This is a genomic window from Shewanella sp. YLB-07, assembly GCF_009377275.1.
In genome coordinates this window covers 163,330-179,784 of record NZ_VOQB01000005.1, presented here as the reverse complement: position 1 = coordinate 179,784, position 16,455 = coordinate 163,330, and the positions used below count along the sequence as shown (strand labels likewise).

At 45.3% G+C, this 16,455-nt stretch carries 17 protein-coding genes; 13 read left to right on the top strand and 4 right to left on the bottom strand.

Translation table 11 applies throughout. The features are described 5' to 3' along the window. Window positions 1-45: 45 nt before the first annotated feature. Complete coding sequence (locus FS373_RS12720; protein WP_144047831.1) at window positions 46-1,287, top strand: sensor domain-containing diguanylate cyclase; 1,242 nt, start codon at window positions 46-48, stop codon at window positions 1,285-1,287. A 212-nt stretch (window positions 1,288-1,499) separates the two neighbouring features. On the opposite strand, the gene pyrC is transcribed toward FS373_RS12720, so the two are convergent. The 3 genes from pyrC to FS373_RS12705 all read right to left on the bottom strand — a co-directional run bounded on the left by pyrC (window position 1,500) and on the right by FS373_RS12705 (window position 6,054). Beyond that, window positions 1,500-2,534 carry a dihydroorotase gene (gene pyrC, locus FS373_RS12715; RefSeq protein WP_144047830.1) on the bottom strand — a complete coding sequence of 345 codons (1,035 nt, stop codon included), beginning with the start codon at window positions 2,532-2,534 and terminating at the stop codon, window positions 1,500-1,502. A gap of 174 nt (window positions 2,535-2,708) precedes the next feature. Beyond that, entirely contained in the window at window positions 2,709-4,289 is a 1,581-nt protein-coding gene (locus tag FS373_RS12710) for an arylsulfatase (RefSeq protein WP_144047829.1), read from the bottom strand. 25 nt (window positions 4,290-4,314) lie between these two features. Beyond that, window positions 4,315-6,054, bottom strand: a complete 1,740-nt coding sequence (locus FS373_RS12705; protein WP_144047828.1) for an N-acyl-D-amino-acid deacylase family protein — start codon at window positions 6,052-6,054, stop codon at window positions 4,315-4,317. A 163-nt stretch (window positions 6,055-6,217) separates the two neighbouring features. Between FS373_RS12705 and FS373_RS12700 the strand changes: the two genes are divergently transcribed. After that, the gene (locus FS373_RS12700; protein ID WP_152829589.1) at window positions 6,218-7,231 is read left to right on the top strand and encodes an AraC family transcriptional regulator; all 1,014 of its coding nucleotides are present in this window, start codon (window positions 6,218-6,220) and stop codon (window positions 7,229-7,231) included. 17 nt (window positions 7,232-7,248) lie between these two features. Here FS373_RS12700 and FS373_RS31490 read toward each other — a convergent pair whose 3' ends face one another. Beyond that, entirely contained in the window at window positions 7,249-7,422 is a 174-nt protein-coding gene (locus tag FS373_RS31490) for a hypothetical protein (RefSeq protein ID WP_185976885.1), read from the bottom strand. 208 nt (window positions 7,423-7,630) lie between these two features. Here FS373_RS31490 and FS373_RS12695 point away from each other — a divergent pair, with 208 nt between their 5' ends. The 11 genes from FS373_RS12695 to FS373_RS12650 all read left to right on the top strand — a co-directional run bounded on the left by FS373_RS12695 (window position 7,631) and on the right by FS373_RS12650 (window position 16,450). After that, window positions 7,631-8,425, top strand: a complete 795-nt coding sequence (locus FS373_RS12695) for a CLCA_X family protein (protein WP_322619496.1) — start codon at window positions 7,631-7,633, stop codon at window positions 8,423-8,425. 543 nt (window positions 8,426-8,968) lie between these two features. Continuing rightward, window positions 8,969-9,538, top strand: a complete 570-nt coding sequence (locus tag FS373_RS12690) for a DUF4255 domain-containing protein (RefSeq protein ID WP_227992744.1) — start codon at window positions 8,969-8,971, stop codon at window positions 9,536-9,538. Next, on the top strand, window positions 9,535-10,419 hold the full coding sequence (locus FS373_RS12685) for a hypothetical protein (protein ID WP_152829588.1): 885 nt from the start codon (window positions 9,535-9,537) through the stop codon (window positions 10,417-10,419). The genes FS373_RS12690 and FS373_RS12685 overlap by 4 nt, the downstream gene beginning before the upstream one ends. A gap of 17 nt (window positions 10,420-10,436) precedes the next feature. Then, window positions 10,437-11,990: a phage tail sheath family protein gene (locus FS373_RS12680; RefSeq protein ID WP_152829587.1), complete on the top strand. Its 1,554-nt coding sequence runs from the start codon at window positions 10,437-10,439 to the stop codon at window positions 11,988-11,990. A gap of 48 nt (window positions 11,991-12,038) precedes the next feature. Beyond that, window positions 12,039-12,512, top strand: a complete 474-nt coding sequence (locus FS373_RS12675; RefSeq protein ID WP_144047823.1) for a phage tail protein — start codon at window positions 12,039-12,041, stop codon at window positions 12,510-12,512. A gap of 79 nt (window positions 12,513-12,591) precedes the next feature. Further along, entirely contained in the window at window positions 12,592-13,065 is a 474-nt protein-coding gene (locus FS373_RS12670; RefSeq protein ID WP_144047822.1) for a phage tail protein, read from the top strand. A gap of 3 nt (window positions 13,066-13,068) precedes the next feature. Further along, window positions 13,069-13,239: a DUF5908 family protein gene (locus FS373_RS31485; protein ID WP_185976884.1), complete on the top strand. Its 171-nt coding sequence runs from the start codon at window positions 13,069-13,071 to the stop codon at window positions 13,237-13,239. Window positions 13,240-13,247: 8 nt separating this feature from the next. Then, a complete protein-coding gene (locus FS373_RS12665) occupies window positions 13,248-13,889 on the top strand; it encodes a peptidoglycan-binding protein (protein WP_152829586.1) in 642 nt (213 codons plus the stop codon). A gap of 24 nt (window positions 13,890-13,913) precedes the next feature. After that, the gene (vgrG, locus tag FS373_RS12660; protein WP_144047820.1) at window positions 13,914-15,704 is read left to right on the top strand and encodes a type VI secretion system tip protein VgrG; all 1,791 of its coding nucleotides are present in this window, start codon (window positions 13,914-13,916) and stop codon (window positions 15,702-15,704) included. Window positions 15,705-15,714: 10 nt separating this feature from the next. Beyond that, window positions 15,715-16,014 carry a PAAR domain-containing protein gene (locus tag FS373_RS12655; protein WP_077754478.1) on the top strand — a complete coding sequence of 100 codons (300 nt, stop codon included), beginning with the start codon at window positions 15,715-15,717 and terminating at the stop codon, window positions 16,012-16,014. A 16-nt stretch (window positions 16,015-16,030) separates the two neighbouring features. After that, complete coding sequence (locus FS373_RS12650) at window positions 16,031-16,450, top strand: GPW/gp25 family protein (protein WP_221937440.1); 420 nt, start codon at window positions 16,031-16,033, stop codon at window positions 16,448-16,450. Window positions 16,451-16,455 lie beyond the last annotated feature (5 nt).

The window sequence follows — 16,455 nt, the reverse complement described above, 5'->3', positions numbered from 1 at the left end:
CGCATTTGAAGCGTCAGGTTAGTAAATTCTGTTAAGGATACTCTAATGTTAACACTCCCTCCCAAGCCCTATGAAGACAATAGGCAAGTATCGTGTGCGGAGAAAGGCTTATCTCCGGCTGATGAGTTTCACGCGATGATGAGAAAGGCTAGGTTAAATACTCAAAGGGAAAATGCCGAGATGGCTCAGCAATTGACTATGCCTCTGGATGAGTTTTCATTGGCTGCGATGCGAACTGCTGTTAAGGCTTCGGCGCCAGAATCTGCACTTATGCCAGAACCAGAACCTGCATCTACACCAACACCTATAGCTACACAAATAGCAGCGACACCTTTCAGTATTCCAGACGATGATATTTTATTTGATGATTGTTATCGCAGCGTACTCAATTTATTAGTTCAGCAGTTGATGGAAGCCGTGTTGGTGGTTGATGCCAGTGGCACAATTCAGATGATTAACGCTAAGGCTATTGAACTGCTATCTGGTGGAAAGCTGGGGGCGAGTGATAGGCTTGGGGAGCCTGAGAACATTATTGGTAAAACCTGGCAAGAGTATTTAAGAGAACCGCAAAAGACACGCTATCAGCAGATGTTGGAAGAGCAACTTGTCAGCCAGTGTCAGCTTGAACACGCGCCTATTGAAGCATCGCTGATATTAGCGGAAGGTGGTAGTTTGGATGTGGAGTTCTCAATCAGTTATTTATCATTGAGTTCGCCGATTTTTGCCATAGTGATACGAGACCTGACCAAGCATAAATCCGAATACCAACAGCTCTATCAATGGGCATCGACAGATTGCCTGACCAAACTGGCGAACCGAAGAGTATTCGATGCTTCCTTGCGATCTCAGTGGCAAGCTTGCACAACATCAGCCAAACCTATCAGCGTGGTGATCATAGATATCGATCATTTCAAGCTGTTCAACGACAAGTATGGCCATATTCAGGGGGATCACTGCCTGCAGAGGATAGCTAATGTGATTGCTCACTCACTGCCATCGGATGAATGTGTCGCAGCAAGATATGGCGGCGAGGAGTTTGCGCTAATTCTTCCAGGTTTTGATGCCAAGCAAGCTCAGTCGATGGCCGAGTATATTCAGTTAGAAATCAATAGCCTTAAATATACTGACTTAGGCCTAGATGATAGTGTCACAGTGAGTGTGAGTCAGGGAATCGCAGCTGAAGTCGATGGTCAGTTCAGAACAGGCACAGCCCTGTTATGCGCAGCAGACACAGCACTTTACCGCGCCAAAGCCGATGGCAGGAATAGAATTAACTTAAGTTGTTGAAGGAAGGTTGGGGGGTTAGAAGGTACGAGGCTCGAGTTATTTCTGTCATTCCGGCGTGCTTGTTGGCCGGAATCCAGCTTCTTTCTGTCATTCCGGCATACTTGTTGGCTGGAATCACGAGAAGTAAGGAAGGCTACGAGCTTTAACTCGCTGCTCGTAGCTTTTTTAGCCCTATCTTGAACTCGCAACTTTTTAGCTAGCTCAGGACTGCTTTATCCCTTCACTTTCCAATTCACTTCTTCGCCAGCGAAGAAAGGCACGATTGGGTTGCCATTTGGTAGGATTATCTCGCTCGGTACCGTCCAGGTCTCTTTTACCAGTGTTACTGTGCTGGTGTTTCTCGGTAGACCGTAGAAGTCCGGGCCGTGAGTACTGGCAAAACCTTCAAGTTTGTCAATAACGCCTAGGTCATCAAATACCTGAGCGTAAAGCTCGAGTGCACTCCAGGCGCTGTAACAACCGGCGCAACCACAAGCCGATTCTTTGCGATGCTTCTCGTGTGGCGCAGAATCTGTGCCTAAGAAAAATTTGCTAGAACCAGTAGCCACTGCTGCGCGCAATGCTTGTTGATGAATGTTGCGCTTAAGCACAGGCAGACAGAAGTTATGTGGGCGTATGCCGCCGACTAACAGGTCGTTACGGTTTAGCAGTAAGTGCTGTGGCGTGATGGTTGCGGCTACATAGTCAGAGGCGCTTGCAACAAACTCGGCGGCTTCTTTAGTGGTGATATGCTCGAACACCACTTTAAGGCTTGGGAAAGCATCGACGATGCGAGTCAGGTTACGCTCGATAAATATCGCTTCACGGTCGAAGATATCGATATGTGATTCGGTTACTTCACCGTGAACCAGCAGCAACATGCCAATTTCAGCCATTTTTTCGAAGATAGGGAAGAGGCTATCGAGTGCCTTTACCGCAGCATCTGAGTTAGTGGTCGCGCCTGCTGGGTACAGCTTAGCCGCCACAACGCCAGCCGCTTTTGCATCTATGATGTCTTGCTTAGTGGTGTCGTTAGTCAGGAAAAGTGTCATCAGAGGTTCGAAGCTTGAACCTTGTGGACGCGCCGCCAAAATGCGCTCACGGTAGGCATTGACCATCTTGGCATCTGTTACCGGTGGTAGCAGGTTTGGCATGACGATAGCACGTTGGAAAAGTCTGGCGGTAGCCGGGACAGTTTCTTGCAACATATCACCATCACGGAAGTGAAGGTGCCAATCATCGGGAGTAAGTAGGGTGATCTGCGTCATTATGGGGTTCCTAAGCGTTACGACAAGCATTTACTAGCTTTTTTCTGCGCAATATTATGCCATATTTTGACCGTTATTTACAGTTGAGATGCGCTCGACTTGAAACAAACAGTGGCGCAATCGGGCGACTGCGGACCACTGCTTGTTTTCGCTTAGGCTTATGAGCTTGCTTAACTACTGCTTCCCTTGCTTGGATACCTTGAGGATGTCTTCCATGTCGATATCTACGGTAAAGCTGCCGACGACCTGACGAGGTGGAAAATCTTTGAAGCTGGCCATCATCTGTTTCACCTTTATTTGTGCCGGTATCACCAGAAAGGCGCGCTTGTACCACCAGTTATCATAACCAAAGCCCTGGTCGCCTTTCTCATAGGGATCGACCGCCAAGTCGAACAATTTAGGCACCCGCAGCGTCGTTTGTGCCTGGGTCCACACCGCTATGCCCTTGTTCTCCTGTATTTTGAAATGAAACTTCCAACGACCGTCGCGCATCGCCAGCAACTCGCCGTCATCAGACCAATAGAAGAATGAATTACGGGCACTCTTATCTGATTGTTTCGTCAGATAATCCACCTGATTATAACCATCCAGATGGTTGCGATAACTCTTGCCATTACTGGATTTATATCCGGTTAATAGCTCTTTTTTGATCTTATTGTTACCCGCGATACTGACTAATGTGGGAAACCAGTCAGCCGACGAGATGATGCCGTTGAACTTAGAGCCAGGCTTTATATGGTCAGGCCATTTTATCAGCGCGGGTACCCGGAATCCGCCTTCCCATGCAGTGGCTTTCTCGCCGCGAAAAGGGCTGGTGGCCGCGTCGGGCCAGGTGGCATTCATCGGGCCATTATCTGTGGTGTAGATGACGATAGTATTGTCATCGATATCCAGCTGCTTAAGCTTATCCAGTAGGTTTCCTATGTGATTATCATGTTCCACCATGCCGTCGGCATAATCGCCTAATCCTGTGACGCCGGAATGCTCCTTACTCACATGGGTATAGTTGTGCATGCGGGTGGTGTTGTACCAGAGGAAGAAGGGTTTGTCTTCGGCGACTTTTCGCGTCATAAAATCATTGGCAGCGTCTAAGGTTTCATCGTCTATGGTCTCCATGCGCTTACTGGTCAAGGCGCCAGTGTCTTCGACGCGTGCCCCTTGTTTAGATGACAGCAGCCCAGAGCTCTCATGGCTGGTATCGGCGGTGGACTTGATGACACCTCTGGGACCGAAGCGCTGTTTAAAAGCCGCACTCTTGGGGTAATCCGGATTCTCGGGCTCCTCCTCGGCGTTAAGATGATAGAGGTTGCCGAGAAACTCATCGAAGCCATGCTCTGTTGGCAACATGGTATCTCTGTCTCCCAGATGGTTCTTACCAAATTGGCCGGTGGCATAGCCGAGATCTTTCAGGGCCTGAGCCATGGTGATGTCTTGGGGCTGAATGCCTTGTGGAGCGCCGGGAAGACCGACCTTACTCAGGCCGGTTCGTACCGGCATCTGCCCTGTGATAAACACCGAGCGCCCGGCGGTGCAGGACTGCTCGGCATAGTAAGAGGTCAGTAGGGCGCCCTCATTGGCTATGCTGTCGATATTTGGTGTCTGGTAGCCCAGCATGCCGTTGTTGTAGGCGGAGATATTGCCATAGCCGATATCGTCACCGAAGATAACGACTATGTTGGGCTGCTCGGCCGCGAACACGAGTCCGCAGTTGAGCAGGGCTAGGCTAGCTAAGAGTCTGTTGATTATTTTTATCATTATTATGTCCATTTAAAGTCGATTGCTAATGGGCCGGTATATAGGTGCCGTAGCCCATTTTCTTGCCTAGTTCTGGGACTATTTCGTCATTCTCGAAGGCAAGCTTGCCGTTGATAAATACCTGCTCAACTAGACCTGGATTGCGGTTGACCAGACGTTGCAGATCGAAGTTTTCCATCTCAGCCCAGCTGACTTGCTCGAGGTTTTGCTTAAACTCTTCAGGGTTGATGATGACGACATCGGCGCGATCCCCTTGCTGGATCCTGCCCGCATCTATGCTGAACCACTCAGCCTGATCCCCTGTCATACGCCAGACGGCTTTCTCCATCGTCATCATGGCATCGCCTTCGTCTATGGACTCGCTCACGAGCTTGAGCATGCGAAGTGGCAAGTTATAGAAGGCCATATTACGAATATGCGCCCCGGCATCGCTGAAGGTGATAAGGGATTTTTTATCTTTGACCATCTTCTTCAGCACGTGCTTTCTGTGGTTGGCGACTGTGGTGTACCAGCGCAGGTCGGTGCCGTATTGCACCACCAGATCCAGGAAGAGATCCACCACATGTATGCTTCTGTGCTTAGCCACTTCGGCGAAGTTTTTACCTACGATGGACTCGTCGGGGCAGGCGAGGATAATGGCATCACCGAAGTCTCTCTGCCACACTCTTGGGCTGAGTTTCTCACCATAAAACTTTCTGAAATCACGGCGATATGTCTCATCTTGCAGCAGCTTGTTACGCTCTATCTTATCTTTCAGATCCAGCGCTAGCTCGCCGGCACCGAACTCCTCGAAAAACACTACATCTATGCCGTCGGCATACACGGTGAACGGGGTGGGTAGAACCTGCCAGCGAAAATCGCCGTTGAAGAAGTTGGTGACGCGGGCGGCCAGGTTAGTGATCTTGCTCAGATAGACGCTGCCCTTGAGATCCATGCGGCTGATTAAGGTGGTCTTGAGGCGCTTTTGGAAGATACCCACACACTCACGCATGTACTGATTTATTTGCAAGATGGCGGCGGCATTAGGTGCGCCTTGATGCACTCGGTCGTACTTGCGCACTAATTTGTTGAGGCGGGAGACCTCTTTCCATTTCGAATAGGTGCTGGGCAGGCTCTTGGACCACTCGCGGTTGCCATCTAGCTTGTCCCACTTTAAGCACATGGTGGATAGACCGAGAAAACCTATCTCTAAAGATTCCTGCAGCAGGCTTTCCATCTTTATCATCTCGGCTTCGGTGGGGACGACGCGAATATCTGTGGAGCGGCTCAAGCCCATCACGCCTACGCGCATGTCGCTGTGGCCCAGCATGCTGACGACGTTCGGTCCCAGGGGATGGGTCTTGATGTATTCGACCCATTGCTTAGGTGTATTCCAGGTCTTGTGCTTCTTGAGAATTGGCAGGACCTTCTCACGGGGCACGGTTTCGACTCGGGTGAATATATCGGAGGCGTCTTCATATTCGCTGCAGATCATGCTCAATGAGCAGCTACCCACCAAGACTGTGGTCACGCCGTGACGAACCGACTCCGAGAGGCTGGGGCTGACGATCAGCTCGGCATCATAATGGGTGTGGGTATCGATGAAACCTGGCATAACCCATTTTTCACGGGCATCTATGATGTGCTCACAACCTGTCTCGTCTATTGGCGAGCTAGAGACTAGGGCTATCTTGCCTTGTTTGATTGCGATATTTTGAATAGAAGATGATGCGCCGGTTCCATCAAAATATCGGCCACCCTTGATAATCGTATCGTATGCTGACATGCGTAACTCCGATGTTATTAATTATTGTTATCGAATCGATTCAATTAGGTTAAGGCTTGTCTAAATTTCATTCTTGTCATTTGGTGACAAATTAGTCACTATTTAACCACCGACATTTTGAGCCGATCCTTTGAGTAGATACTTTGAATAGAGAAAGCCAGTTATGAAACAACACTATCTGATCCGCAGTGGCTCCTTGTCCGGCTTCGATGCTCTGGTTTCTGAGCTGGGAGGCGACAGCTCAGACCTCTTGTCTCGGTGTGGCTTAACTAGAGATGATTTTAGCAATCCAGATACTCTGATCGCCTTCGCTGGCATGATCAACTTACTCGAGCTAGCCGCCGAGCAACTCGACTGTAAGGATTTCGGTTTGAGGTTGGCCGCTATGCAGGGCGTCGAAGTGTTAGGCCCTGTGGGCATGCTGATGCTGAGCAGTCAAACGGTAAGGGAGGCATTGGCCAATGCTCAAAGATACATGGCGGTGCACAGCCATGGTGAATATTGGATGGTCAGGGAGATTAATCAGACCGCACTGATAGAGCGCTATCAGGTCTTTCAAGACATAAGCCATGCTAAGCAATATAAGGAGTTGTCCTTCGGTGTCTGCTTACGCCTGATTAAGGCGCTTATCGGCAGCCAGACTAAGGTTGAGCGATTGGAGTTTGCTCACGCGCCTATCTCAGACAATGCGGTTTACCGGAAATACTTCGAGTGCCAGGTGGTTTTTAATCAGGAAAATGATCGGCTAATCTTAGATAGCGCCTATCTATCGCAAGATATCCAACTTATCTCTCAAGAGGATAAACATCTGATTGAGATGTATCTCAAGTCACTTATCGATCAGTTTGGCGATGATATCGAGAGAAAAGTCAAAACTTTGATATTACAGACCATGGGGATAAGAGAGTCTAATATCGAGGATATCGCCTTGCTGTTAAACATGAATAAGCGCACCCTGCAGAGAAGGTTAAAGGATAGGGGACTGACATTTAAGCAGGTGCTTATTGATGTGCGCATTAGCACCGCATGTTGGCATCTTGAGTCCAGTAATATCGACATCACCTTGTTGTCTGAGGTGCTTGGTTTTGCTGATGTCAGTGCGTTTTCTAAGTCGTTTAGAAATACCATGAAAAGCTCGCCGTTGCAGTGGCGCAAGGCGAGTAATGAGAAGCTTTAATGATTCAGAGCTAAAAGCTAAGAGTCGGCTCTAGCCTTACCGACGAGTCCGGAACAGAAACTGACAAAGTGTTTATCGGCGAGTTTTCCCAGGTTGACCATGATGACTAATCCAATGGTCATTGCCATAAACATCGTACCCATCATAGGCCAGTGAATAGTCCCAGATAGTGCTACGATTACTGTGCTCATTACAAGTATTGCCGCCCACAAAATTACCAGTCTCATCGCTGTATCTACCTTAATTATCAGTGTCTTAAAATTCATGGGTAGAATAGCTTACAGGGGCTGAACGTTTACTGAACGCCGTACCTAAAAAGAATGCAGCACTCATATCAATTGATATGAGGTTTAAACTAATAAGGTATAATGTGGCTAATTGCAGCGAGTGGAATAGTGAGTGCTAAAGCGTAAAACATACAAGCGAGTCGGCCCTGATTATCGTTTCGACGAACAGGTGAGCTTTCACGATATCAAAGAGACCTTCGGCCTGAATCATATACGTATAGGCAGCTGGGTCGAGGAAGAGGAGAAGCACAAGGCGGCTAACCTTATCTTCGACTCCTTAGCCGATTTGGCTTTTATATTGAAACTGCCTCCGATTGCTATCGGGCTCAGGCAAACACTTAACCTTGCCTTCGGCAGCGGTGGTCAGCAGGGCGTCCAGGCTCATTATATGCCAGCGGGTCGTGAACTGGCTCTGGCTAAAAATGCAGGAGCAGGGGCGTTAGCCCATGAGTTTTGGCATGCATATGATCATTACATCGCCTCTAAAGCATTTAAGCTCCCTTCCAACAACAGAGGTGCTCGTGGTGCCTCTTTCGCCAGCAGTTGTTGGTTGGCCGATGTCACATCGATAAAGCATCCGTTAAATCAACGACTCGAGCGGGTATTTGCGACGACTTTTTTGAGCCATGACGGCCTGGACAGTCATGAGTATATCGACCGAGCAGTAGCGTTAGATAACCAATATGGGCGGCTGTATTTATCTACCCCCACCGAGTTGATGGCGCGGGCATTTGAAGCCTGTATCGAGTCCTATCCGGAGATCAGTAACCCTTATTTAGTCTATGAGACCTTGAAGTCGCAACTTGCAACGGCTGGTGGCTATCCAGATCTTGAGCATCGACAGCAGATCTTCAATGCGTTAATCGCCTATTTTGAACCGTTGGGAATAGCATTGACGAAAAAATAAAAATGTTGTTAGTGTTGGAAAATTCTTAGATTCGAGGCTTGAACATTAATGTCCGTATCATACTTAAGTTGGTTTGCTTCAATCACTTCAGACTCCTCCTAAAGACTCATATCATGTTCCCTTTATAAAGTTTCATATCTCATTGTAAAAAATATTAAATAAAAACCCTATGCGTTCGACATCGGTAAGGGGGGCGATGATTTTTGTCGTTATTAGTTCCTAATGTAACGGGTATCACCACATTTTTTACGCTGTTAATACTTACAGCAGGAGGGTGTGTAAGTCTTAAGGTTATATTGAGTGGTAATAAAGTCTACAAATTAATGATGGGAAGGTGATGGAAAAATGATTTTGTCGATAAACTTATAGACTATGTTGTTTTTAAACGTGTTTGTGCTAGTTTTTTATTCTGCGTTTGCCACTTATCGTAGCTTTATAATTACTGTGTGTATTTATTTTTTGTGGCGAAAGTATTTATTGAAATTAGAACTTGTGGTTGTGTTTATGCTATAGGGTTAGGGGAGTGAAATGATACTTTCTGTCATGAATCATATATCTTTAAAGTTAAATCAGTTTCTTAAAAATAAGTTTGAGTTAGTCGAAGATGTAGTCGTTGTGTCTAATCTTGTTGACCATGACGGTGCAATATCTGCCAATGTAAATAACCGTGTGGTTATTTTCTTGACCAATATCGAGCGTGAAACGGCCGCAAAAACTCACTATATGTCGTCAGGTGTAGGCAGTGACTTTACGCAGCATCAACCAGTACATCTCAATTTATACTTGATGGTTTGTGCCAATTTTAGTGGCGCTAATTACAATGAATCGTTGAAATTCATCTCGAGTGTTGTCGGCTACTTTCAACAACAGCCTGTGTTTAATCATCAAAATTCGCCTGACCTTGATAGAAACATAGATAAAATCGTTCTCGATATCGAAAATGTTAAAAATCATGACTTAAGTAACATGTGGGGGATGTTTGGGGCTAAATATTTACCTTCAATTCTGTATAAAGTCAGAATGATAACGATTGATAATAAGGCGGTCATTTCCAGAGTATCTAAGACGTCATCGGTAAACGTATCTGTAAAATCAGAGAGTGAGCCACTGTGACTGGGTTTCGAGTGCTGTTTTCCGTGGTCATACATCATGATTTTTTTCAGTCAGGATTCTGTAATGACATTAATGTAGAGCCAAGCCGAGCCACTCTTGCTCAAGCTAAAAATAGTGGCATCATATTTAAACCATGTTTAGGTGGTTTATTGGTGTTATGTGATTCAGAAAAGATTCCCATACTACTACTTTATATTGAAGATGAAGGTTTAATATTTGATTTTTATATAACGAGTAGCACTCCTTATTTGAGTACTTACTCTTCTATCCCCTTATTGAAAGATAAAGGGTTATTGTGGCTGAAACATGATCCGAACCAAGGTGATAATGTGGTTAATGGTATTGATAAATATCAGCTGCATAGCTCGGACTGGATATCCGATGCTGATTATTATTCAAAGGATAAAATTACTGCTTATTTTGAACTTGAAGCACTAGGCTTTTCTTCTCAAGCATTTATGTTCATCTCTATAAAACTTAATGAACAGGAGTTAAATTCACTCACTGCTGACGATGTTGACTCTTCAGGTTTTGTTGTTTTCTTTGCTGCTATAAATAATAAAAGCTCTTTTTGGGAGTATAGATTACATGGCAATAATATAAAAAATAGCTTAGAGATTAGTGACCGGGATAAAGGCATAGAATTTAACTTTATCAGCAATGAACTGTTGAGTGATGGCCGTAATATTACTGTGTTTAGAAGTAATGCAGAAATAAAATTAAAAGAATTTAGTGAATGTTATTTCCAACTTATCGATAAGCGAACCAATGGGCACCGAGTATTAATCAAGCGGTTACCAGTGGCTCATTTTAACCATGGGTACCAAGAGGTTGTAGACACTAAGTTGACGCAAGTTTCTGAAATTTTTGTCAATTTTTAACTTTAAAGGAATAGATTATGGGCGTGATGAAAACACCTGGTGTGTATATTGTTGAGAAAAATGCATTTCCAAACTCGGTGGTTGAGGTTGCCACTGCTGTGCCAGCCTTCATCGGTTATACCGAAAAGGCGGAAAATGGTGGGAAAAGCTTACTAAACAAGCCGTGGAGAATCACTTCTATGGCCGAATTTCGCAGTTATTATGGCGATGCACCGATACCAGAATTCGAGATCGCAGAAAAAGCAGAAGATTCAACCGAAGACGCGGCATTTATTATCGGTGGAAAAGAGTATACCGCGGATCAATCTAACACTAAATATTTGCTCTATTTCAGCATGATGTTGTTTTTTCAAAATGGTGGTGGACCTTGTTATATCGTCTCTGTTGGTAAGTACAATAATGATGTTGAGGCCGCTAAACTATCGGCTGGTATAACTCCTTTAATTAAGGAGCAGGAACCCACTATGGTGGTGATTCCTGAGGCGATGTTGTTAGCTGAAGATGACTGCATAAGTGTTCAGCAAGCCGCTTTAGCCCACTGCGGCGGAGTCATGAGAAATCGTGTCACTATCTTAGATGTATGGAATGGCTTTAAAGATAGACAAGATCCAGATGGTGATTGTATCGATAACTTCCGCTCTAAATTAGGCATCAACTACCTTGATTATTCAGCCGCTTACTACCCTTGGTTAAATACCACTATCGTTCAGGATAGTGACCTCAGCTATGCAAATATTTCAAACATTGATGTACTGACAGAGCTGTTAAAACAAGAAGTTGCTACAGGTTTTACCGACCTTGATGGATTGAGTGATGATGATCTTGCCACGCCAGGTAATAAATTAAGAGCGGCAAAGAGAGATCAGATGCTAGCAGAGGTCGATACCATTGCTAGCGTTGATGGAGATGCACAAAAGAATCTGCTGCATAAAACGCTGATATCAATGAGCCTGATGTATGGCAACATTCTGTTAGATATCAAAGGTAAATTGAACCTGCTTCCTCCCTCATCTGCGATGGCGGGGATATACACCATGGTCGATAACGCACGTGGTGTATGGAAAGCCCCTGCTAATGTCAGTCTCAACGCGGTGATTTCCCCCGCAGTGAACATTTCCCACGATGAGCAAGAAGACCTCAACGTTACCACCCAAGGCAAATCTATCAATGCGATACGCACATTTACTGGTGAAGGCACCTTAGTTTGGGGCGCCAGAACCTTAGATGGAAATAGCCTAGATTGGCGCTATGTCAGTGTGAGAAGAACGCTAATCATGCTGGAAGAGTCGATTCGTCTCGCTTCTAAAGCGTATGTATTTGAGCCCAATACGGCCAACACATGGGTCACCATGGATAGCATGATCACTAACTTTCTAACTGGCATTTGGAAGCGAGGAGGCTTGGCTGGTGCATCTCCTGCCGACGCGTTCAATGTCAGTGTTGGATTAGGAAGTACCATGACGAGTGAAGATATTTTAGAGGGGATACTCAGAATCACTGTGTTAGTGGCCGTGACTCGCCCTGCTGAATTTATTGAAATCACCTTCCAGCAACAGATGCAGAAGTCATAATCGCCGTAAATAGCTTCCAATTAAAGATGAAAGGTTAAGGAGAACGCAATGTCAGATGACGGTTCAAAACAGTCGGCCAATGTATGGCCAATGTCCAAGTTTTATTTTGAAGTTAAGTGGGCAGGTGGAGCAGGTGAAGGGATGGTTTCATCTTTTCAAGAGGTATCCGGGCTAGATGTTGAAGCCCAGGTGATTGAGTATCGTGCTGGTGATAATAAGGTTTTTTCAACCATCAAGATGCCGGGAATAGTCAAGTCAAGCAATGTCACTCTCAAGAAGGGGGTTTTTGCTAAAGATAATAAATTCTATGACTGGTACGCAAAGATCAAGATGAACACAGTTGCACGTACGGCTGTAACTATCAGTCTATTAGATGAAACAGGTTCTCCGACTATGGTCTGGACCCTTTCAAATGCTTGGCCAACAAAGATCACAGGTACAGACCTTAAGTCAGATGGTAATGAAGTTGCTGTTGAAACCATCGAGCTTGCTCATGAAGGGCTAGCAATAGCGAATAAGTAAGCATGATTGAACCAGCACCCGATCAATAAATCGATATGGAGTGCTGGTCGTTTTGAAAATAGGTAATGAGGAGAAGGCTATGTCTGATGGCTCAAAGCAAGACAGTGCCATTTGGCCTGTACCTGCGTTCTACTTTAAGGTCGCATTTCACGGTGCTAAAAATGGCTCTGATACCTCATTTCAGGAGATTGGCGGTATAGGCTCTCAAATTGAGACTGAGGATTATGTAGAAGGGGGCGAAAATCGCTTTGTTTATCACCTACCCAAATCGGTAAAGCACAGTAACTTAACGCTGAAGCGAGGTCTGACTAAGCTGGACTCCTTCTTGATTAAGTGGTGTAAAACATTTTTTGATGGTGATTTTAAGCAAGCTCTCGAACCTAAGGATCTATCGGTTCATCTCTTAGGAGAAAAGGGCACTGTGATCCGTAGTTGGAACTTCTTTCAAGCCTACCCAGTAAATTGGAAGGTTGACAGTTTTCATTCGACTAAGAATGAGGTGGCAATTGAAGAGATTGAGTTGTGTTATCAGTATTCAAATAGGGTGATGTAATTTATGTCAGTAGAAGTTAAGCAGCTAGTGATTAAGTCACATGTGGTCAGCAGCGATAAAAGTGACCAGCTGGAGCTGGTTGATGAATCTGATTTACGTCAGCAGAAAGAACAATTGCTAAAAAGTTGTTTGGGGATGATCAAACGTAATCGTAGTGAAACTCGCGAGCGTTAGGGAGAACCATGGCTAAAAAACTCACTATTGAGACCGAAGATGGATCGACCAAGTTTGAGGTGATGTTGAATCCTTCAAACTTTAATCATAATTACACCATTAAGTATGATGATAATAAAAACAAGGCGTTAGGCACTTCTGCTAGTGAAACAAAGTTTGCTGGATATGATGTTGAGTCTATTGATTTTACAACGATTATTGACGGCACAGGGGTAATTAAAACCACAAAGGCTATCGATGTCAGTAAGCAGGTCAGTGATCTTAAGAAAATTGTCTATGACTACATAGGCAATAAGCATGAACCCAACGTGGTGAATGTTATCTGGGGCACCCTTTATTTCGTGTGTCGCCTAACCAGTTTTAAAGTGGAATATGTACTTTTTAAGCCGGATGGAACACCGCTAAGAGCAAAGGTAAGCCTGGCATTTTCAGGTTTTATGACCAATAAAGAGGAGGCATTACAGTCAAAACGCTCCTCTCCGGATTTGACTCATGTGATTGAATTTAAATCGGGTGACACTCTGCCTTTGCTATGTCAGCAAGTCTATGAAGATGGCTCCTATTATATGCAAGTTGCAAGGTTCAACAATTTAGACAGCTTTAGGGTCATCAAGCCTGGGACTAAATTATTATTTCCTCCATTAAATTAACTGTAATCGACGGGGCATAGGTATATGGCAGCATCTCCTTTAAGCAACAGCGATGGCGTGATCAAATACAGTATTACCGCTGACGGAACAGCGTTAAAAGATAGCGTTAATGTGTTGATGATAGAGGTGATATCTGAAGTGAACCGAGTTCCTTCGGCACGTATTATCGTTAGCGATGGAGATATGCCAGGCAAAGATTTTCCACTGAGTACTGAGTCTTGTTTTAAACCTGGAACCAGCATTGAAATAAAGGCGGGATATGCCAGCAGTGAAACCCTGATCTTTAGTGGCTTAGTGATTGGAATGGGTATCTCTATTGGCATGAATAATGACTCGTCATTGGTGATCGAGTGCAAAGATAAGTGTGTGGCCATGACCATTGCACGCACCAGCGAAAATTACACGAGCAAAACCGATAGTCAGATCATCGAAGAGATTATCGGTAACTACTCTGGGCTTGAGAAGTCAGTCAGTGCTACATCATCACAATATAATGAACTTGTGCAATTTAATTGTACCGACTGGGACTTTGTACTCTCAAGGGCGGAAGCCAATGGTTATGTCATCTGTGTCGATGCTGGAAAGCTGACCATCGGTGAGCCCCAAGTGACAGGGACTGGTGAGTTAACGGTAACTTATGGAGAAGATCTTATTGATTTTTCGGCCGATCTCGATGCTAGATATCAGCTCAGTTCAGTTAGCGGTGTGTGCTGGGATCCCGCCACACAAAAGGTCCAGCAGGAGAAGGTTGAGGCACAAACTTTAAATAAGCAGGGGGATCTATCCAGTAGCGATCTCGCAGCCACTCTTTCTATTGATAATTTCCGTCTACAAACCTCTAACACTTTAGATTCTGCATCCTTAAAAGCTTGGGCCAAAGGTCAGCAGATAAAGTCAGCACTTGCACGCATTCAGGGAACAATGAAGTTTCAAGGCAGTGCAACAGCCAAAATCGGCAGTTTGATTGAGATTGCGGGAGTGGGGAGTCGTTTTAACGGCCTGGTCTACGTTAGCCGCGTTCACCATGAATTGGTTGATGGACAGTGGTTAACAGACATTGAATTTGGTATGTCGCCACATTGGTCTAGTGAGCATCGGGACATATCAGCACCGCCCGCAAGTGGATTATTACCGGCTGTTGAAGGACTTCAGATTGGTGTGGTAATGAAATTAGACGGTGATCCAAGTGGTCAAAATCGAATACAGGTGCAAGTGCCAGTATTGCAAGCATCTACAGAAGGCGTGTGGGCGCGGCTCGCAACCTTTTATGCATCTGAAGATATTGGTAATTTTTTCATCCCGGAAATTGGTGATGAAGTGGTGCTGGGTTATTTCAACAATAATCCCAGTGAACCTGTGATATTAGGCAGCTTATATAGCAGCAAGCGAAAGCCTGCTTACGATCTGACTGCTGAAAACAACATTAAGGCTATCATCACCAAGAGTAAGCTGAAAATTGAGTTTAATGAAGAAGATAAGGTGATCACTATCATCACACCAGGTGAGAATAAGGTGGTGATCAGTGATAAAGACAAGTCGATCGTCCTAGAAGATCAGAACAGTAATAAGCTTGAGCTGAATAGCAGCGGTATCACGTTAGACAGCCCTAAAGATATCAACATAACTGCTAAGGGCAAGATGACATTAAGCGCGGTAGGAGAGATGAGCTTAAGTTCAAATGCAGATTTAAAACTGGCGGGTTTAAACATTAACCAAACCGCTCAAGTTGGGTTTGTGGCAAAGGGGAGTGCGTCTGCAGAGTTGTCTGCTTCTGGGCAGACCACAATCAAAGGCGCCATGGTGATGATTAATTAAGGAGTCATAGATGCCACCTGCAGCAAGGATCACTGATATGCATGTTTGCCCTATGGTGACACCTGGACTGCCGCCGATCCCTCATGTCGGTGGTCCGGTTATTGGGCCGGGCGTCCCAACGGTATTGATACAAAAACTGCCCGCAAGTGTAGTTGGTGATAGCTGTGTGTGTGTGGGTCCGCCAGACACAGTGGCAAAAGGGTCGGCAACTGTGATGATCAGTGGCAAACCTGCTGCCAGAATGGGAGATACCACAGTGCATGGAGGCAGTATTGTTCTGGGGGCATTGACGGTAATGATTGGTGGATAGCGAGCAAGGGAGAGTAATGATGAGCATAGAACGATCATTTTTAGGCACTGGATGGTGCTTTCCACCTCAGTTTATGGCAGCAGAAAGATCGGTTGAGATGGTTTCTGCTGAAGAAGATATTGAACAAAGCATACACATCATTTTGTCTACCTCACCGGGAGAGCGAGTGATGGACCCTTTGTTTGGCTGTGGTATCAAAAAAATGGTTTTCGAGGAAATTAATCAGGCCACAATCGCTAAGCTAATGCACTTAATAAGCCGTTCACTGCTTTATTTTGAGCCCAGAATTAATGTCGAGCTGATTGAAATAGGTACTGACAATGCTATGGAAGGGCGCCTTGATATCGACTTGAATTTCACTGTGATCACGACTAATGCAAGGCGTAATATGGTGTATCCATTCTATATTTTGGAGGGAACCTTAGTTGATCTGTAAATCTG